This is a genomic window from Marivita sp. (genome assembly GCF_020055635.1).
Taxonomy (GTDB): domain Bacteria; phylum Pseudomonadota; class Alphaproteobacteria; order Rhodobacterales; family Rhodobacteraceae; genus Marivita.
Genome location: NZ_JAIPUT010000016.1, coordinates 51,898 through 69,860, shown reverse-complemented (window position 1 = coordinate 69,860; position 17,963 = coordinate 51,898). Strand labels below are relative to the sequence as shown.

Sequence of the window (17,963 nt, the reverse complement as noted above, 5' to 3'; positions counted from 1 at the left end):
GATGGAAATGGACTTGGAAAACGAGGAAACCGGTGCCGAAGCGGTCGCAAAGCCTGCTCCTGCGCGACGGTGGCTTGGACCCGGTATCCTCCTGCCCGTGATCATTGCCGTGGCCGCAGCCGGCTTCGGACTCGGGCGCTTGGGCGTGATGACCCTCGCTCCGGCGCCCCAAGACTCACCGGCGATCCTTGCCCCTCAAGCGCACGCCGCAGGGCGCTTCGCAATCGCCGTGAATGGTTCCAAAATCACCTTCGTCGACGCAATCGTGCTGGTGGATGGCGGTGACGGAAGCCCCCAAAACCCCGCTCAACTGCGCGATGCAGTCCTCGGGCTTCTGACTCAAGCGGCCGCTCTGCCCCTCGTGCAGCATGCAGACGACACGCTCAAGATGCTGGAACGGTCCACAATGGCAATGGCCACCGAAACAGCTCCCTGGCTCGCGGGACTTAAACTAGAACTTCCCGAACAATGAACGCCGAACAGGCCACCTGGCGTTCGCACAGGTCATCGCCTGCGGCAGCAAGGCACAGGACCACAGCAGGGGGCTGGGTCCCGGACCGCTTGGGATGTGTCCGAACGCCCCTTACTCGATGCGGACAATCTGCGAACTCAGGGCACTACCGCCACCCGATAGGTCAAGGCGCTGCTCGCCGTTCTCAAAGCTGAGAGAGAGGACCTCGAAGCTGGCATACGTGTTGTATCCGCCCGTCGTGTCCGCCGTGGCCAGGGCGACCTCGTAGCGACCGGGGGGCAACAGGACGCCACCGTCATCCGTCCCGTCCCACGCGACCTCCACCAATCCTTGTTCCGAAGATGGAAGTCCCGCAAGTTCACGGACCGTAACTCCGTCGGCATTCCGGATGATCGCCGTCACGTTTGAAGCCGGGCTCTGAAGCTCGTAGCTGAACCGGGCACCGCTCGGTCCGAGTTCTATCTGCTCGGATGGGACCGTGACCGTGCGCCCGATCAGCGAGGACTCGGAAAGCGCCGCGCTGAGCGCAAGCTGCGTGCGCAGCGACTGCATCTGGTCGTTGAGTTTCACCGATTGCTCGACCCCAGTCAGCGTGGCGAGTTGCGAGACGAACTCTGTCCCGTCGATCGGTTTCAGCGGATCCTGGTGGCTGACTTGCGCAACAAGAAGATTGAGGAAGCTCTCGTAGTCGCTCGGGGGGGCAGACGGCGCATCGACAGTCGGTGCGGCGGTTGCTGCGGTGATCGGGTTCAGGTCCATGCTTGGGGTCCTCAAGTGATGATGTTGACGCGGTCTGAATGGACGATCTGACGGGGCACCGCCTGGCCGGCGGCTTCCTCGATCGAGTCTTTTGTGGCGCCAGCGTCGGAACCGGACTCCGACGCGGTAGAAGACCCCTCGCGCTGCGGGCTGCGCTGCCCGGTCCCTGGCTGGAAAAGATCCATCGACAGCGATCCGGAGGCCGCTCCGCCTTGAGAAGCAAGCGCCTGCGCGACGGCTTGCCGTTCGGATTGCATCGCTTCGAGCACCATTGGGTTCTGAATCCGCAGGACGATATCCAGACCGCCATCGCGCGCCTGCTGGATGCTGACCTCGATAAGACCCATCCCGTGGGGCTTGAGGTGAACGATGGTCTCTCCCACCTCGCGGGGCAGTGCGGCAATCCGGTCCACGACGTTCGGCACGATGGCAGAACGTGGTCGGACCGGATCTGCCGGCCTGTCTCCGGCCGCCTCCAGCGCCTGGAGTTCGGCGTCCATCGCGCCGGGGGCGGTCGGCCGGTCGATGGCGATACGCTGCTCTGTCTCGACAACCGGATCGACGGCGACGTCCGGACCCGGCGGTGCAAGAGAGGCTGCCTCGGTGGTCGACGGGTCGAGGGGGCTCGGACCTGTCGCGCCATCCGGCGCGGCCGGAACGTCCGGACCGACGCGGGGTGCATCGTTGCGCACGACCTCCACCGACGCCAAAGAGACACCTGCGGCCTGTGTTCTGACAGCTTCAGGCGGAACCGGGTCGCTATTTGCCGGCACCGCAGTCGCATTCGCGTTTGGCGTTCCAGTCCCCAAGGCCCGGAACGTCTCGGAGCTCTCCGGCGCGGCCGTTATCTGCGCGGATGCGGTGCCATGTGCCCGCCCATCCAGCGCTTCGGACGATGGCGGAAGGCGCATATCGCCGCCCTTGATCGCGTTGCTTGACGATGGCTCTCCGGCCCCCTTTTGCGCCAGAACGATTTTCGCAGGTTCAGTTGGAATTTGACCAGTGGCCCCGGCCGGATCAGCAGCATGATCAACTTTTCCGTGAGCTGCAGGGGCTGCCGCAGGCATGCGGGTCGCAATCGCACCTGGGACCTGCCCCACCTCACTGTCGCTGGTCATCCCGCCGTCCAAGCGCACATTCTGACCCGCGACACCAATCGAAGACCCTCCAAGACCTTGCTGAAGGGAAGCGTTTTTCGCAGAGCCGGGTGAAGTCTCTCCGTCGCCAAGAGACGTATCGGGTGATCGGCCTCCCGCGACCAGAGGCGCAGGCATGCCAGCGTTGACGACGCTCGAGTCCTGCTCCACCTCACTGTCACCCGGCATCAAGCCGTCCATGCCCGCATTCCCACGCGCCGGAGTCGCGTCGAGCGGATGCGCGGCAAGATCCTTGGTCTCACCAGCGACCGCACTGTCCGGCAAAGCCTCGGGAGGCAGGTCACTTTGCGCCTGTTCGTCTTCCTCACCTTTGCCAGCGTCTTCGGCGTCGCTTGACACGGCGGCGACCTCAGGCTCCGACGGGTCTGGTGCTGCCGTTGCCCCGGGCAAAGAGTCCGCTGGAATTCCGGCTCCCCCAAGCAATCCGTCAAACGTAACCTGCGCGGCCGTCACAGGGCCCGCGCCGCGCGAAGGCGGGGTTCCCGCCCCTGCCGAAACCGATCCCATCGCCTGCATCACGACTCTTCTCCGATCTGTGCAGAAGTAACGCCATGACGGATGAACTGCGCCTTCATCCGCGCAAGAGCCCGTGCTTCCATCTTGCGGATCCGCTCCACACTCATACCGGCCCGGGCCGCGACGGTCGCGAGCGGCAGGTCGCTTTCACACCGACACCGTTCTATCAAGAGGCGTTCCGTACTGCTGAGGCGCGACAAGGCCGCATCGACTATCCGCCGTCTTGCATCGGCATCTTCTGCGCTGATCATCGCCAGTTCCGCCGGTTCTTCATGCGCGCACAGATCCCACCCATCGATATCGTCGATCCGCTGCGGTCTGGCGGCGCCCCGGAGAGCAGCGAGATCGCGGTCCCCGAGCCGGCCTTCGCGGGCAGCACGTTGGTGTTGCGGAGGAATGGCGACAACCGCGATGTTCCTGAGCATCTCTTTGCGCATGGCGGCCCGGACGAAGGGTCGCGCATAGGCAAAGAACGGCACACCATCACGCGGTGCAAAGCCATCGATACAGCAGATCAGGGCGAGGTTGCCTTCGGAAACAAGGTCATCCCACTGGTGCGCCTCGGTCGACCATGCGCGCGCCATAGCCCGGATCAAGGACGCATGTGCCCGAAGCAAATTGTCGAGTGCGGCGGGCGCGCGGTCCGACTGCCACTGGGCGATCCATTCGAGTTGATCCGCCCCGTCATGCGCAGACGGTCCGTTTACGGGACTGGCGCCATCGTGGGCAGCGTGCCGCAGCTGTTTCATCGCGCTCTGTCGTCTCCGCACTTCCCACGAGACCGGTCATGACATCTTAAGATCGTAATTACAACATTTTTCGCAAATACGTTCCGGGAGACGCAAATGTGACCACGATCCACTTCATTTGTGTCGACAGAACATGCATGAACTTACCTAACGACCCGCGGAGAGCACGAAATGGCAGACCCGACCAGCATTCCAAACACCCGACCCACGGTGATCATCAAGCGCCCGAAGAAGGTTATAAAGGGCCATCATGGCGGAAATTGGAAGGTTGCCTATGCCGACTTCATGACTGCGATGATGGCTTTCTTCCTCTTGCTCTGGATCCTGTCGCTCAGCGAACCGGAGAAACTCGAGGGTCTCGCCGACTATTTTACGCCCGCAAGCATCCCGCTCGTCGATCTTGCGGGCTACGATCCGGCGGCTGCCAAGGTGCGGGACGCGCGCGAAGCACTCCTTATGGACGAAACTCCGCTGTGGCAGGCAACGCCCGACAAGGAGTCGCCCGGATCTCCCTCGGGAATTGCGAACGAAGCAGGTGCCAATCCCTGGTCGGCATTCGAGCAGACCACCGAGACCGAGCCGGAAGACCCCGTCGAAGAAGAGAATGAACGCGATTCGATCGACGCCACGCTCGCCGCGCTCAAGGACACGATGGCGAAGGGCAACCCGCTTGAAAGTCTTGCGGGAAACCTGATGGTCTCAAGATCTGCAGACGGCGTCGTGGTCGAAATCATAGACCTTGGCGAGCGCCCCATGTTCCAGTCGGGCAGCGCCGAACTGACCGAGGTCGTTGGCAGTGTGCTGAAGGAAGTGGCCATCGTGCTCGCGGATGTCCCTATGAACGTCAAGATCATCGGCCATACCGACTCCACGCCCTTCCGCGGAACCGGAGGCTACGGCAATTGGGAACTCTCGGCCGATCGCGCCAACGCCGCGCGTCGAGCCCTGGAAGCATTTGGCGTCGCGCCAGAGCGATTTACCCGGGTCAGCGGTCGCGCCGCGGTCACGCCGCTCATTTCGGAAGACCCGAGCGATGCCCGGAACCGGCGCATTACCATCGAACTGGTTGCGGTTGGCACTCCTGGAAATGCGACTTCCGCGGACGACTCGTGAACGGGCGTCAGCATCAGCGACAACTGCCCAAGGGATTCCGGTGGCTCTCCTGCACAACTTTGGCGGAATCTCCCTTGACCACTAGCCGTTTCCACTTTCGCAAAACTGCGGGAGGATATAACGGTTGTACAATCCCTGAATTTGGGCGTTCAGGGTGAAGTGAAAGATCGTATCCGCCCATTTGCAAAGGGGTCCGCGGCGAATGCAACGTTTGAGTCTTGGCGTCCTGGTGGCGGTCCATATCACCTGTGCCGGTGCGACGGCGCAAAGCGATACGCTGCGGATCGTCGGCGCAAGGTTTACGGGTGATCTGCCGACGCTTGTCGCTGATGAACGGGACTTCTTTCAATCCGCCGAGCTTGATGCCGAGGTGGAATATGCGTTCGACACCAGTGCCGGGCTGACAGCCCTTCGTCGCGGAGACACGGATGTCGTACTGACAGATATGACCGCGTTCGTCATTGACCGCCTTCAGGATTCCACCCCCGGCGAAGGCGACGATCCCGTCATTCTCGCAAATCTCCTGCACGGCCTTCCAGACGCGAGGATCGCTGTGCTGCGGTCTCTTGGAGTCGAAAAACCGGGCGACCTCGCCGGGAAACGCCTGGGCCTGACCCGCGGAACGTTTTCCGATTACCTTTGGTCCGTGTTCGCAGCTTTTCACGGAATCGAAGGTTCGGTCGACCTTTTCGATCTTCGCTTCGACGAAATTCCACAGGCCTTGGTTGACGGTCGGGTCGATGCGACCGTGATATTCGAGCCCTGGGAAGAACTGGAGGAAAGGTGGCAGTTGCCCTTGACCACCTTCCCAAGCGATTTCATCCTGCCCACGCACTGGCTCGTGGTGACAACCCGCGACGCGATTCAACAGAGTCCAGACGACATCGCCGCTCTCCTCAAGGCTTATGCGCAAGCCTCTGACTGGATAGAGCGCAATCCCGAGGATGCGCTCACCTTGTTTGCCGAACGTTGGGGGTTCAACACGCAGCTCTACACTGCCGCTGCAGAACGGCTGCCGATCTTCGATGTGACGTTGGACTGGTCAATCTACGCAAGCTACCGAGAGCAGTCGGCCTGGGCTGCCCGAGAAGGCCATGCCAACAGGAGTGAAAACGGCTCATTCGTGACAGCGGTTTCGACCCTGCCGCTCGCAAGCTTTTCGCCCTCATCAGTCCTCCTGCCGATTGCAACGTGGCCCGACATTGTCGCCGGCGTGCCATGAGGACAAGTATCGTTGCAACGTCCCGGGCCGCGCTTGCGGCGATCGCCATCATCGCGGCACTCCTTGCAGGCGTCGCCGGAAGCCTGCTGACCAAGGCCGTGCACCAGCATGATGAGATGGCGTTCATTCTCGATTTGCAGCGGCGCCTTTCTGCGTTCTCCGTGGCGGGTGACATGCTTCTGACAACGCCTGCCGATCCGGCCACGATGACGACCGTGATTGCGGAAGGACGGTCGGTAAAGCAAGCGCTTCAACGGCTCGGGCCCGACAACCCTGATGTCCGAAATGCCACACGTGCAATCGACATCATTCTGCAAATGCTCGCAACCACTGCCCCTGAGGAGGGCGAGGCCGCGCCACTAGAGAGGTTGCGGGAAATCGATCCGACGGTACAGAGCCTGATCTCGGCGATTTCCACCTATGGGATGGTGCTCGACAGGGCCGCTGGCGACGCGGTCGAAAGCCACAGCCGCGCCATTGGGCAAGAGACCCGTTTCCTTTTCACATTGATGGCCGTCCTTTCGGCGCTCTTCGCCATCACCAGTTTTGTCGGGTTTCTTTTGCTCTACCGCCGGGTGGGCCTTCCGCTTCAGGCAGTCGCCGAAACGATCCGCAAGATTGATGCGGGCGACAGGAACGCCCGGATGCCCGAGACGAGGACGGATGAATTGGGCGAAGTCGCCCGCGCGTTCAACAGCCTTGTTGCCCGGCACGAGGCATCGCAGCGCGATCTGGCACGTTCAAGCGCACTTGTGCGCATGGCCTCCGAGGTGGCGCAGTTCGGTGGCTGGCGCTACGTCGTCGGGGCGCCAAAACTCGAATGGACCGAAGGCACCGCGCTCATCCATGATCTCGAACCCGGTTTCGCCCCCACGGTCGAGGAGGGTATCCGCTTTTATCACGAAGATGATCGCGCAAGAATCGAGGCCGATTTTCGCACATGCCTGAAGACGGGAGAACCTTTCGACGGGGTCTACCGGCTCATAACGGCAAAAGGTCGAGAGATCATCGTCCGCTCCGTCTGCGAGGCGGAATTGGACGCTTCGGGTGAAACGGTTGCAGTTCACGGCGCCTTTCAGGACATCACGACGCTCCGCGCCCTCGACCAGCAACTCTTCGAGGCGCAAAAACTCGATACGATCGGCCAGCTGACGGGCGGCATTGCGCACGATTTCAACAACCTGCTGACGATCATTCTTGGCAATGCCGACCTCCTCGTGGAAGCCTTGCCGGACAAACGGACACAACGGCTGGCCAGCGCGGTGCTCGATGCGGCGGAGCGCGGTGCAGAATTGACAGACAGTCTTCTTGCCTATTCACGGCGTCAGCCACTTCGGCCCGAACTCACCAAGGTCAACACGCTGATCGAACGCTCTGCCATGCTTTTCCGTCAGGGCGTACCGGGAGACGTCGAGATGGAGTACCACCTCGGCGCGCAGAACGCACTCTGCAAGGTCGATCCGGGCCGGCTCCAGTCCTCGCTCCTCAACCTCGTCTTGAACGCGAGCCAGGCGATCAGCGGACGCGGACGCATCCTCGTGGAAACCGAACTCGTCGAGATCGACGAAGAATGGGCAAGGAGTCAGCCCGATACGAGACCGGGAAACTATGTCTGTATCTCGGTCTCGGACAATGGACACGGCATGACGTCCCAGACAGCGGCCCGGGCCTTCGAGCCGTTCTTCACCACCAAGCCGCAGGGCGAGGGGAGCGGTCTCGGCCTGAGTTCGGTCTACGGTTTTCTGCAACAATCCGGCGGCCATGCGCGGATCTACTCGGAACTCGGGAGCGGCACGATCGTGCGGCTCTATGTTCCGCTTGCCGAAGCGGGGGCAGAGGAAAAAGTGGAGAAAGCGGCAGCGGAGGAGACCGTGCACCCGGACGGCCAGGGCGAGCATGTCCTGGTGGTCGAGGACGACGAAGCCCTGCGCAGGAATGTCGAGGAACAGCTCGCGCGGCTCAACTACCGCGTGTCGAGCGCGGCGAATGCCGAGGAGGCGCTGACCGCTCTCGCGGCTGAGCCGGACGTTGATCTCCTGTTCACCGACGTCGTGATGCCCGGCCTGATCAATGGCGCCGATCTTGCCCGCGAAGCAAGAAGTCACAGCCCGGACCTGAAGGTGCTCTTCACGTCAGGCTATACCCAGCAAAGCCTGATCCACGACGGGCGTCTCGAAGATGGGACGCTGCTTCTGACCAAGCCCTACCGTTCGACCGATCTTGCTCGCGTTCTTCGTATTGCATTGGCCGGTGGTGAGCTCAATCCGTGAGGGAGGCACATTTCTGTATGTGGAGACTTGGCGGTGTGCGTTGCGCAATCGTGCCTAAAGGTTCGTAAACAAGCTGAAGAACACGCGTCATTCGCCTCTGGCATCGCCGTGTCGAGATATGACCTAAACGAGTTCCGACACCGCATCGACCAACTGCTGTCGTCTGAAAGGCTTGCGGATCGTCGAGTCCGCGCCAAGCATTTCCGCGCTGGTCGTGATATCGCTCAAAGCGTTCGAACCCGGCGGGAAAAGCCGCGCCCCTCCTGTCATCATGATGATCCTGGTTTGCGAGCTCATTCTCTTGATCTCAAGGATGAGCTCAATTCCGTCACAGTCAGGCATGAACAGATCGCAAATCACAAGATCAAACCCGGTTTCCGCCAACAGGCTTATGGAACGTGCGGATCGGCTTTCGAATGTCACGTCATGTTCAACGCAAGCAAGCATCGCAACGACGGTGTCGCCCACGTCCGGGTCGTCATCGACTACGAGTATCTTTGCCATGTCTCAGGACAATTCCATTGTTTTCGCAAATCACAAATAGCCGATAAGCCCGTCGCAAGAAAGACCGGAGAAAACCTGCGTTTCCAAAATGTCACATAAATCAGCGCTGATCGGAGTGCTTTTCCCTCTGCCGGTCACTTACACAGGCTGGATCATTGTCGGGAGGTTCGTCGCATTGCTGCACGGTGACAGGAAAGTGATCATGTTCGGCGGCCATGCCATTCCCAACGGCGCTTGAGCCTCAGAATGGGCCTTTCGATGAAATGATAGGATAGGGGCGCCGTGACCGCGAGGAGGATGAGCCCAAGCCACCGGTCCGGCGGCCAGACCTGGTCGGGGCCGCGCCAGGGTGAGGTGCTGAGGTAGAAGCCCTGGTACATGTAGAGGCCGTAAGAGATCACACCGACATAGCGGATTGGAGGCAGTTCGAGCAGCCGGACGAAGGCACTGTTCTGGTTGCGGGTGATCCAGACGATCAGGATCAAGAACCCCACCGCTCGGACATAGGATGTGAGGGGCGGCTGCGATGCCCCGGGAAATGCCTCGATGAACCAGAAAGCGACCCCGAGCGCGAAGCCTCCAAGCCCGGTGAGGGCCGACGGCCAGCAAAGCCCGACTTCGCGGTTGGCAAGCAGCGCGCCAAGGCATCCGAGCGCGATGTTGATGCCGGCGAAGAAGGACCAGCGATAAACGAAAAACTGGTCAGTGGCCGCTGTCTGGCTTGCGAAGACGTGAAGCATGGCGGCGACGGGGACGAACACGAGGAGCCCGAGGAGCAGCGGGCGCCACGTCGCGGCGGCGGCCGCGAAAATGAACGGCCAGACCAGATAGAAATGCTCCTCTACGGCGAGCGACCAGGTATGACCCAGATTGGTCGAATACTCCTCCTTTGGCACGAAATTGTAGGTGTAGGTATAGGCATGCGCGAAGGACTGCGGGCTTGCGACCTGTCCGAACATGACCTCCATCACCAGCGTCGCGGTAACCACGAGAAAATAGATCGGCATGATCCGGAGGGCTCTGCGAATGTAGAAGCTTCGCAGCGACACCTCGCCGTTCCTGTCCTGCTCGTGCACCAGAAGGTGCGTGATGAGGAACCCCGACAAGACGAAGAACGCTTGCACGCCGGCCGAACCGTTGATGGAACGGGCAATCCCTTCGGCGAGATAGCCGCGATCAACCAACGCACCAAGCACGTTCGTATGGCTCAGGATGACCGCCATGATAGCCAAGGCCCGGATGCCGTCGAACCCGCGGATTGTGCTGTTCGCATTCTTCATGTCGGGGCAACGGGAGCGTGTCGGCAACGTTCCGGGGGTGCCGCGGCCTCGGCGATACCTCGCCAGTTTGGCGCAGATGTCCTCTACACACCCGCGCGAGACATCTTGGCCTGATTGCGGAATGGCCCTGCCCAGCCAGGCCGGACTGGCAATGGCGGACAAGGCCGGAACAAGAACCGGCGCAAATTGCGGGTGCGGACAGGCTACGCGAGACTGTCGATAAAGGGCATGATCTCGGCCTCGGCGAAGGCCAGCACATCGGGATCGTTCAAGAGCCCGTCCGCGACCTTGGCATTGGCGTTGGGAACCACGACTTCCTTGGCGGCAAAGACGCGCGCCAGCATGCCATTCAGGATGTACTTCAGGTGCGCCTGCGCGCGGACGCCGCCCAGGGCGCCGCCGGACACGCTGACCACGAAGCAGGGCTTGTCACGGAAGACAGAGGCGAACGCCGGGCGCGACGCCCAGTCGATGGCGTTCTTGAGAACGCCGGGAACGCTGTAATTGTATTCCGGCGACACAAAAACAATGCCATCGGCCGCGCCGACCTGATCGACGAAGGCCGCGACAGCGGGGTTGTCGGTCACGTCGGCGTTGTAATGCGGAAGGGTGCCGATATCGGCAATGGACCAATTGGCCTGTGCCTCCAGGCGCTGTGAAAGCGCGCGGGCGGTGGCGCGGGATGAGGACATCTGACGCAGGCTTCCGGGAATGATGAGAATGTCGGGCATTGGTTTCCTCGTTGTTCAAAGACGGGCCAGCCATGTGGCGGTGGATGGCAGAAGGATGATGATGGCCAGCGTGACCAGCATGGCCAGGATGAAGGGCGCGGCCCCGCGAAAGATTTCTCCCACCTTGAGGTCGGGGTCGTCCATCGCGGACTTGATGGTATAGACCGACAGCCCGAAAGGCGGGGTCAGAAGCCCGATCTCGACCGCGATGACGGTGATGACACCGAACCAGATCAGGTCAAGACCGGCGGCATCCGCCACAGGAAGCGCGATCGGCAGGACGATCAGCATGATCGAGATGGAATCGATCAGGCAGCCAAGCGCGACGATCAGCAGGATATAGGCCAGAAGGAACCCATAGGGACCGATATTGCCGGAAAGGAAGAACTCGGACAGTTCGCGGGGCACGCCGGACAGCGCCAGCATCCGGCTGAAGAAGGTCGCGGCGAGGATCAGGAACAGGACCGAAACGGTGATCTGCCCGGTCTCGACCAGAAGCCGCCAGAAGGCCCTGCGATCAAGCGAGCGGCGCAGAAGCGCGATGACGAGCGCGCCGAAGGCACCCGCCGCGCCAGCCTCTGTCGGGTTCAGGAACCCGCCGTAAAGCCCGCCCAGCACCAGGACCATCAGGGACAAAATGGGGATGGATTTCAAGACGACGTCGAAGAGTCCGATATTGTCGTACTCGGCCTCGTCTCCGGCTTCGAACACGAAATCGCGCCGCGTGGTGGCAAGGATCAGGATCGTCACGGTGAAAGCCAGCGCGAGCAATATCCCCGGCCCAATGCCCGCAAGGAACATCCGCCCCACGGATTGTTCGGCAAGAACCGCGTAAACGATCATCAGAAGCGACGGCGGGATCAACATGCCCAAAACGGACGACCCGGCAACCACGCCGGTGGCGAATGTGTTGGTGTAGCCGTGGCGGCGCATCTCGGGCACGGCGATCCGGCTGAACACCGTAGCCGAGGCGATGGAGATGCCGGTGATCGCCGCGAACACCGCGTTGGCAAAGACGGTGGCGACACCAAGCCCCGCCGTCACCCGTTTGAGCAGTTTCTGGAACACGTCGAACGTGTCCTTGCCCACACCCGAGACAGTCACCAGCAGCCCCATCAGCACGAAGAGAGGGACCACCGCGAACAGGTATTCCTCGAGGCTGTCATTGGCGACCTGCGCCATCATCCGGACCGCGACTGTCTCATTGCGGATCAGCGCGACACCGACGAACGACGTGGCAAGCATGCCTATCCCGATGGGCATCCCGATCAGGATAAGCAGCACCAGAACGGCAATCGCGCTGGTTCCGATTTCGAACGGCGTCATCGGCGGGGTCCCATCGTCTGGCGGAGCGCGGCGATCACGCGAATGGCGCTTTCAATGGCCGCAATCGTGAAACCCGCGAGGATCAGCACGCGGAAGGGCCATGTCTGCAGCGTGGCAAGACCGGGGACGCCAATGAATTCGCCGGCGCTGAAATCCTTTTCCACAACGCGGATCGAGGCCCAGGCAATCAGGCCCAGAACAACCGCGCCCGTCAGGTCGAACAGACCGTTCAGCAACGCCCCAGCCCTCGGATACCGGCCTGCGAAAGGAAGGATGAACACCTCTGTCCTGGCCAGTCGCCCTGCCCGCACGGTTGCGGCAAGTTGCAGCGCGACCAGCGCCACCACCAGAAGCCCGCCGCCTTCCGAGACCAGCGGCAAGGACGCCCCCATGGTGTTCCTGGCAACGATATCGGCGCAGATGATGACCATCAGGACACCGATCAGCACGGTGCCCAGGGCGGCGAAGGTCTCCACCACCCTGTGCCAGACCCGTTCAAGCCGGGTCTCCGGCACCTCCGTCCGCAAGGAGGAGGGGCGGTTATTGTCTTCGGTGTTCAAGCCGCGGCCCTACTTGTCCCAGTCGCGCGCCGGAGTTTCTCCGCGGGCGCGAAGGCCGTCCAGATAGGCGGAGAGGAACGCGTTGGCCGGGATGCCGCGTTCTTCAAGCGGGGCTGCCCAGTCGCTTGCGACATCCGGCATCTTGTTGACCCACTTGACCAGTTCCCCTTCCGGCATTTCAACGATTTGCGCGCCCATTTCGACCATCTTGTCGAGCGCGAATTCGTGACGTTCGACAAGGTCCTTGCCATGTGCTTCGGTGTAGTGCTTGCCCGCTTCGATCATCGCGTTCTGGACCTCTTCGGGCAGGCTGTCCCAGCTGTCCCGGTTGATCGCCACGGCGCCCGAGAAGGCACCACCCCCGTCGAAGCGATTGATATAGGGCGCAACTTCGTGCAGCTTGATCGGCAGCGCTCCGAGCGCCAGCGTCAGCGCGCCATCGGACACACCTGTCTGCACATCGGTGTAATAGGTCGTCAGCGCGCCATCCACGGCGTTCGCCCCGGTCCCGCGAAGCCAGTTGCCCAGCACCCCGGGAGCAGAGATCTTCATCCCGTCGATGTCGTCGATACCGGTCAGCGGTTCCTTGGTGTAGATGTCGTAGAGATCTGTCCCGGTCAGGCCGAGGACCTTCAGGTTGTATTGTTCCCATTCCTCTCGAAACGCGTCGTTGGTTTCCAGAAGCTCTTGGTGCACTTCAAGTTGCAGTGCCGGGTTTGAGGTCGAAAACGGGGCGTTCGACGATGCCTGGCTGAGCGGCAGCTTGGCCTGTTCGAGGAACGAAAAGACCCAGCCGATGTCGGTGATGCCTTCCTCGACCGATGTCAGGGTCGCATTGGCCTTGTAGAGCTGGCCGCCGAAGGCTTCGTTCCATTCGATCTTGTAGGTGCCGGTTTCGGCAAGGATCTCGTCCGTCCTGGCCATGAAGTGGGTCTTGATCATGCCGACCCATGGAACAACGGTCGGGTGGCTGGACGCCACGGTCAGGTTGATGGTTTCCTGCGCGTGGACCGGCAGTGCCAGAAGTCCCGCGAGGAGCGCGCTATGCAGAAGTTTCATGAAGTCCTCCCTTGAGTGTTGTCAGTTGATCGTGAATGTCTGGCTTGAATTGTTGAACGTGATCGTCAGCGACCCTTCGTTGATCAGCCATGGCCGCACCTTGAAGGACCGCGCGCCGGAGACATGCATCGGGTCGCGCTCGGCGATGGTGATGGCCTCTTCGCGGGAGGCCGCCCTGACCACGACAAGCCCTTCGCCTTCCCAGCTTTGCTCGTCATCCGTCCACATCGGCCCGGCAGCATAGAGGATGCCGTCCTTTTCAAGCTGGACCTGGAATTCCAGATGCTTTTCGATGATCGCAAAGACCGGACCCAGCCCGTCGGTCGGGGTCGTGAAGATCGCGTAAAGCTGGCGCTGGAGCATCTCTTTCGATGCCTCCAGCACCGCTGCGGCGGGTACCATTTTCGGGTTTTCTTCGGACATTCTGCACCTCCCCATGCATAATTGATCCTGATGGACGGCACTGCGGTCCTAGCGTTTGGACAGCTCTGCCCGGATTTCGTCACCATGTTCATCCAGAACCGGCGGCGGCAGGACATCGAGTTCTGGTGTCCCGTCGAAACTGTAAGGCGCGCGCACGGTCGTGAAGGTGCCAAGTTCCGAGGACGGTGCATCGACCTTGATCCTGAGATGTTGCGCCTGCGGGTCTTCCAGCGCTTCGCTCGCATCGTAGGCAGGGGCGTGCGGCACTTCGTTTTCAAGCAGACGCTGACACCACGCATCCCGCGGCCTTGTTGCGAAGATCGGTGTGAAATGCGCGATCAGGTCGTCCTGATGCTTGATCCGCTCGAGCCGTTCGGCAAACCGGGGATCGTCGTTCAGATGCTCCTGCCCGGTCGCGGCAAGCAGGCCTTGCCAGAATTTCGGCGGCGACGACATGTGGATTGCGACCCATTTCCCGTCGGCGCACTCGAACGTGTAGGATTGCGACACGACCGGGCGCGACAGCGGGCCCATCACTTCGTTCACCGAGTAATAATGCGTGAAGCTGTCGAGGTTGAAATGGCACATCGCCTCCAGCATGGAGATGTCGAGCCGCCTCCCCTTGCCGGACTTCGACCGTTCCAGAAGCGCCGCAAGAATACCCATGGCCGCATATTGGCCGGTCACGGCATCGGCGATGGCGGGACCGATGACGCGCGGATTTGTCGGCGGTGTCAGAAGCCGCAGATAGCCGCTTGCCGCTTGGGCCACGGTGTCATACGCGGGCCGGTCGCGCGACGGGCCGGACGTGCCGAAACCCGAGATCGCGCAATAGATCAGGTCGGGTTTGATCTTGCGCAGCTCATCTTCGCCGGCGCCCAGTTTCTCGGCGACACCGGGGCGGAAATTCTGGATGAACACGTCCGCGGTCGCGATCAGGTCATGCAGGACGGCGAGGTCCGCCGGATCCTTGGTGTCCAGCGCGATGGACCGCTTGTTGCGGTTATAGGTCTGGTAGTGCGGCGAATAGAGCCCCCCCTTGAACGCCCGGAACGGATCGCCCGTGCCGGGGCGCTCGACCTTGATGACGTCGGCTCCGAGATCGGCAAGATGCATCCCGGCTGCCGGGCCGGTGATGTAGGTCCCAAGCTCGATTACGCGGATATCCTGAAGAATCTTGACCATGGATTATCCCGCCGCCCTGGATGATTTCGATGATGGCTTGCCGTCATAGGCAATGGCCTGGTCCGCCTCGTGCGACATGATGAATCCGATCGACCGCTGCGTTTCCTCAAAGAGATGTGCCGACAACCCGGCAGTGCGGGCCAGCAGCGGCACCGCCTTGATCGCGTCCAAGGGCCAGCCCGCGTCCAGGATACAGGCCGGGATCGCGCCCGAGACATTGATCGGCAGCGGGCGTTCGATGATGCCTGGGGCGTGTTTGCCAAGGATCCGGAGCGTTTCGATATACTTGCCCGACACCCCAAGATCGTCTGCGATCTCCAGCAGCCTGTCGGCCCGAGGATCGCCGGAACTGTGCTGCGGATGGCCAAGCCCAGCGACCTTGCGGCGCTCGGCCTTGTGATCCTTCAGGCTGGCGATGGCGGCCGTTTCGATATCCGTGCCATCGCGTTCTGCCTTGGCAAGCACCTCGGCAAGGTAGCGCCCAGCAGATTCCGAGCTTCCTGCAACAACGCTGCCCATGCCCAGAAGGCCGGCCGACATCGCGCCCTGCCACGCGTCCGGCCCGGCCGCCAGCGTCATGCGTGCCGCCTGCACCGAGGGTACAAGACCATGTTCGGCAATCGCGACGAGGCATGCATCCATCATGTCGCGCTGCGCCTCGGTCGGTTTGTCACCAAGCACGAGCAGCCAGAAATAGTCGGTGAAATTGATCTTGCCGATCAGGTCGCCGCACAAATCATGGCCCCGGACGGTGACGCTTTCGGCGTCCGATGTCGCGATGGCGGTGAAAGACTGGTCTTGCTTCCCAATACGCATGGCTCTCCTTTTTTCGCAATGCGAAAACTTTTGCTCTTGCCGAAAAGTATGGACCAGACTAGCTTTCCGTCAAGTCGAATTATCGGTCGCTTCGAGCGGCGATCGTTCCAGGGGAGGAAATGCATGCGGGATATCAACCAGTTCACCATCACGGAGGCGGTGAAACAAACGTTCAAGACAGAGCCCGGAAGCCGGTTCGAGCAACTTCTTCACGGATTTCTTGACCATCTGCACGACTTCACACGCGAAAATCAGGTCACGCATGAAGAGTGGATGGGGGTTCTCAACTTTCTGTACGATTGCGGACAGATATCGACCCCGGAACGGCATGAATTCATCCTGCTGTCGGATGTCGTAGGGTTTTCGGCACTGGTCGACATGATCAACACCAAGGGTGGCGCCACCGAAGGGTCGAACCTTGGCCCGTTCTATCTTGACGACGCGCCGCGCAAGACATTGGGATCGGACCTGTCCGATGGCCGCGACGGCGTCACCGTTCTGGTGCATGGCAAGGTGACGGATACGCTCCACAACCCGCTGCCCGGCGCGATCCTCGATACATGGCAGGCGGATGCGGCGGGCACCTACCCGATCCAGGAGCAGGAACAGGGACAGGACAAGTTCGATCTTCGCGGCATCTTCGAAGCGGACGAAACGGGCAGTTTCTATTACACCACCGTCCTTCCGAAACCCTATACGGTTCCCTATGACGGACCGGTGGGCAAGCTGCTGCGCGCCGGGAACCGGCATGCGTGGCGTCCCGCGCATCTGCATTACATCGTCCGCGCTCCGGGGATGAATTCGATCACCACCGAGGTTTTCTTCGAGAACGCGGAATATATCGACAACGATGCGGTGTTCGGGGTGCGCAAGTCGCTGATCGCCAAGGTGGGTCCGGCCAAGGATGCCGATGGGCTTGGCTACGCGCTCGAGAAAAAGCCGGATGCCATCTGCACCTTTGATTTCGTTCTGGCACCAGAAGGCTGATCTTGACCGAAACGAACGAAAAACCGGCGGAATTCGTCGAGGCGCTGGCGAAAGGGATCGCCATCCTCGAGGCATTCGATGCCGCCAACCCCGAGATGACGCTCTCGGAGGTGGCGCGGCGCGTCGGTCTGACCCCCGCTGCGGCGCGCCGATCGCTGATGACGCTGGAAACGCTGGGGTATATCGGGCGGCGGGACAAGCGGTTCCATCTGCGCCCCAAGCTGATGGCGCTCGGATCCGCGTTCTATTTCACGGCGCGGATCGACGAGGTGCTTCAGCAAGACCTGCGCACCATCGTGGACCGGTTCGGCGACGCGTCTTCGGTCGGCTCTCTGGACGGCGAGAACGTGATCTACGTGGCGCATGTCACGGTCCAGCGCGCACGACGGGCGGCGGCAGTCGCCGGTGCCCGATATCCGGCTTATGCCACCTCGATGGGGCGGGTCCTGCTGGCCGGTCTGCCGAACGAAAAGATCGACGCCTACCTGAAAACATATGCTCCGAAGAAACTGACCTCGAAGACCTGCACCAATCCCAAGGCGTTGCGGGCCGAGGTCATGGTTGCCCGCCGGGACGGCTATGCCACCACGGTCGACCAGCTGGACTACGGGATCACCGCGCTGGCCGTGCCGATCCGCGACGCCGACGGCAAGACCGTCGCCGCGCTCAACACTTCGGGCTACACCGGAATGGTGACGCCGGAACAGCTCGTGAACGACCGCCTGCCCGCCCTGCGGGAGGCAGCGTCCCACATTTCACACCAACTGAACCGCTATCCGACCCTCAGGGCGGTGCTCGGCGGATAGGAAAACAACAAGGCTCTGGGAGGAGACC

Annotated in this window: 18 protein-coding genes; 6 read left to right on the top strand and 12 right to left on the bottom strand. The window is 61.7% G+C overall.

Annotated elements, in window-relative coordinates:
* The first annotated feature begins 1 nt into the window (after window position 1).
* The gene (locus LCF60_RS10120; protein ID WP_292291539.1) at window positions 2-472 is read left to right on the top strand and encodes a hypothetical protein; all 471 of its coding nucleotides are present in this window, start codon (window positions 2-4) and stop codon (window positions 470-472) included.
* Window positions 473-583: 111 nt separating this feature from the next.
* Here the strand turns inward: LCF60_RS10120 and LCF60_RS10115 are convergent, their stop codons facing one another.
* The 3 genes from LCF60_RS10115 to LCF60_RS24600 form a co-directional block, all read right to left on the bottom strand.
* Window positions 584-1,231, bottom strand: a complete 648-nt coding sequence (locus tag LCF60_RS10115) for a flagellar hook assembly protein FlgD (protein ID WP_292291538.1) — start codon at window positions 1,229-1,231, stop codon at window positions 584-586.
* A gap of 11 nt (window positions 1,232-1,242) precedes the next feature.
* The gene (locus tag LCF60_RS10110) at window positions 1,243-2,142 is read right to left on the bottom strand and encodes a hypothetical protein (RefSeq protein WP_292291537.1); all 900 of its coding nucleotides are present in this window, start codon (window positions 2,140-2,142) and stop codon (window positions 1,243-1,245) included.
* Between the two features lie 761 nt (window positions 2,143-2,903).
* Entirely contained in the window at window positions 2,904-3,488 is a 585-nt protein-coding gene (locus LCF60_RS24600) for a sigma-70 family RNA polymerase sigma factor (protein ID WP_363318404.1), read from the bottom strand.
* A gap of 336 nt (window positions 3,489-3,824) precedes the next feature.
* Here LCF60_RS24600 and LCF60_RS10100 point away from each other — a divergent pair, with 336 nt between their 5' ends.
* From LCF60_RS10100 to LCF60_RS10090, 3 genes are all read left to right on the top strand, one after another.
* Window positions 3,825-4,766 (top strand): flagellar motor protein MotB, encoded by a 942-nt coding sequence (locus LCF60_RS10100; protein WP_292291535.1) that lies wholly within the window; start codon window positions 3,825-3,827, stop codon window positions 4,764-4,766.
* Between the two features lie 202 nt (window positions 4,767-4,968).
* Complete coding sequence (locus LCF60_RS10095) at window positions 4,969-5,988, top strand: ABC transporter substrate-binding protein (RefSeq protein WP_292291534.1); 1,020 nt, start codon at window positions 4,969-4,971, stop codon at window positions 5,986-5,988.
* On the top strand, window positions 5,985-8,258 hold the full coding sequence (locus tag LCF60_RS10090) for an ATP-binding protein (protein ID WP_292291533.1): 2,274 nt from the start codon (window positions 5,985-5,987) through the stop codon (window positions 8,256-8,258). Before LCF60_RS10095 ends, LCF60_RS10090 begins: the two co-directional genes overlap by 4 nt.
* 123 nt (window positions 8,259-8,381) lie before the next feature.
* Here LCF60_RS10090 and LCF60_RS10085 read toward each other — a convergent pair whose 3' ends face one another.
* From LCF60_RS10085 to LCF60_RS10045, 9 genes are all read right to left on the bottom strand, one after another.
* On the bottom strand, window positions 8,382-8,762 hold the full coding sequence (locus tag LCF60_RS10085) for a response regulator (protein WP_292291532.1): 381 nt from the start codon (window positions 8,760-8,762) through the stop codon (window positions 8,382-8,384).
* 200 nt (window positions 8,763-8,962) lie between these two features.
* Window positions 8,963-10,042, bottom strand: a complete 1,080-nt coding sequence (locus LCF60_RS10080) for an acyltransferase (protein ID WP_292291531.1) — start codon at window positions 10,040-10,042, stop codon at window positions 8,963-8,965.
* 203 nt (window positions 10,043-10,245) lie between these two features.
* Window positions 10,246-10,773, bottom strand: coding sequence for an NAD(P)H-dependent oxidoreductase (locus LCF60_RS10075; protein WP_292291530.1), 528 nt, complete (start codon window positions 10,771-10,773; stop codon window positions 10,246-10,248).
* 15 nt (window positions 10,774-10,788) lie between these two features.
* Window positions 10,789-12,099 carry a TRAP transporter large permease subunit gene (locus LCF60_RS10070; protein ID WP_292291529.1) on the bottom strand — a complete coding sequence of 437 codons (1,311 nt, stop codon included), beginning with the start codon at window positions 12,097-12,099 and terminating at the stop codon, window positions 10,789-10,791.
* Window positions 12,096-12,626, bottom strand: coding sequence for a TRAP transporter small permease subunit (locus LCF60_RS10065; protein WP_292291527.1), 531 nt, complete (start codon window positions 12,624-12,626; stop codon window positions 12,096-12,098). The genes LCF60_RS10070 and LCF60_RS10065 overlap by 4 nt, the downstream gene beginning before the upstream one ends.
* A gap of 42 nt (window positions 12,627-12,668) precedes the next feature.
* Window positions 12,669-13,718, bottom strand: coding sequence for a C4-dicarboxylate TRAP transporter substrate-binding protein (locus LCF60_RS10060; protein WP_292291526.1), 1,050 nt, complete (start codon window positions 13,716-13,718; stop codon window positions 12,669-12,671).
* Window positions 13,719-13,739: 21 nt separating this feature from the next.
* Window positions 13,740-14,141 (bottom strand): YciI family protein, encoded by a 402-nt coding sequence (locus LCF60_RS10055; RefSeq protein ID WP_292291525.1) that lies wholly within the window; start codon window positions 14,139-14,141, stop codon window positions 13,740-13,742.
* Between the two features lie 48 nt (window positions 14,142-14,189).
* Entirely contained in the window at window positions 14,190-15,326 is a 1,137-nt protein-coding gene (locus LCF60_RS10050) for a CoA transferase (protein WP_292291524.1), read from the bottom strand.
* 3 nt (window positions 15,327-15,329) lie between these two features.
* Window positions 15,330-16,142, bottom strand: a complete 813-nt coding sequence (locus LCF60_RS10045; RefSeq protein ID WP_292291522.1) for a citryl-CoA lyase — start codon at window positions 16,140-16,142, stop codon at window positions 15,330-15,332.
* A gap of 123 nt (window positions 16,143-16,265) precedes the next feature.
* On the opposite strand from LCF60_RS10045, the gene LCF60_RS10040 reads away from it, so the two are divergent.
* Both LCF60_RS10040 and LCF60_RS10035 read left to right on the top strand, forming a co-directional pair.
* Window positions 16,266-17,129 carry a dioxygenase gene (locus LCF60_RS10040; RefSeq protein WP_292291520.1) on the top strand — a complete coding sequence of 288 codons (864 nt, stop codon included), beginning with the start codon at window positions 16,266-16,268 and terminating at the stop codon, window positions 17,127-17,129.
* Window positions 17,130-17,131: 2 nt separating this feature from the next.
* Window positions 17,132-17,935 (top strand): IclR family transcriptional regulator C-terminal domain-containing protein, encoded by an 804-nt coding sequence (locus LCF60_RS10035; protein ID WP_292291519.1) that lies wholly within the window; start codon window positions 17,132-17,134, stop codon window positions 17,933-17,935.
* Window positions 17,936-17,963: the final 28 nt, after the last annotated feature.

What these genes read in the sequence shown, in the direction of transcription:
- LCF60_RS10120 (WP_292291539.1), top strand. Translation starts at nt 2, where the DNA reads ATGGAAATGGACTTGGAAAACGAGGAAACCGGTGCCGAAGCGGTCGCA.
- LCF60_RS10115 (WP_292291538.1), bottom strand. Translation starts at nt 1,231, where the DNA reads ATGGACCTGAACCCGATCACCGCAGCAACCGCCGCACCGACTGTCGAT.
- LCF60_RS10110 (WP_292291537.1), bottom strand. Translation starts at nt 2,142, where the DNA reads ATGCGCCTTCCGCCATCGTCCGAAGCGCTGGATGGGCGGGCACATGGC.
- LCF60_RS24600 (WP_363318404.1), bottom strand. Translation starts at nt 3,488, where the DNA reads ATGGCGCGCGCATGGTCGACCGAGGCGCACCAGTGGGATGACCTTGTT.
- LCF60_RS10100 (WP_292291535.1), top strand. Translation starts at nt 3,825, where the DNA reads ATGGCAGACCCGACCAGCATTCCAAACACCCGACCCACGGTGATCATC.
- LCF60_RS10095 (WP_292291534.1), top strand. Translation starts at nt 4,969, where the DNA reads ATGCAACGTTTGAGTCTTGGCGTCCTGGTGGCGGTCCATATCACCTGT.
- LCF60_RS10090 (WP_292291533.1), top strand. Translation starts at nt 5,985, where the DNA reads ATGAGGACAAGTATCGTTGCAACGTCCCGGGCCGCGCTTGCGGCGATC.
- LCF60_RS10085 (WP_292291532.1), bottom strand. Translation starts at nt 8,762, where the DNA reads ATGGCAAAGATACTCGTAGTCGATGACGACCCGGACGTGGGCGACACC.
- LCF60_RS10080 (WP_292291531.1), bottom strand. Translation starts at nt 10,042, where the DNA reads ATGAAGAATGCGAACAGCACAATCCGCGGGTTCGACGGCATCCGGGCC.
- LCF60_RS10075 (WP_292291530.1), bottom strand. Translation starts at nt 10,773, where the DNA reads ATGCCCGACATTCTCATCATTCCCGGAAGCCTGCGTCAGATGTCCTCA.
- LCF60_RS10070 (WP_292291529.1), bottom strand. Translation starts at nt 12,099, where the DNA reads ATGACGCCGTTCGAAATCGGAACCAGCGCGATTGCCGTTCTGGTGCTG.
- LCF60_RS10060 (WP_292291526.1), bottom strand. Translation starts at nt 13,718, where the DNA reads ATGAAACTTCTGCATAGCGCGCTCCTCGCGGGACTTCTGGCACTGCCG.
- LCF60_RS10055 (WP_292291525.1), bottom strand. Translation starts at nt 14,141, where the DNA reads ATGTCCGAAGAAAACCCGAAAATGGTACCCGCCGCAGCGGTGCTGGAG.
- LCF60_RS10050 (WP_292291524.1), bottom strand. Translation starts at nt 15,326, where the DNA reads ATGGTCAAGATTCTTCAGGATATCCGCGTAATCGAGCTTGGGACCTAC.
- LCF60_RS10045 (WP_292291522.1), bottom strand. Translation starts at nt 16,142, where the DNA reads ATGCGTATTGGGAAGCAAGACCAGTCTTTCACCGCCATCGCGACATCG.
- LCF60_RS10040 (WP_292291520.1), top strand. Translation starts at nt 16,266, where the DNA reads ATGCGGGATATCAACCAGTTCACCATCACGGAGGCGGTGAAACAAACG.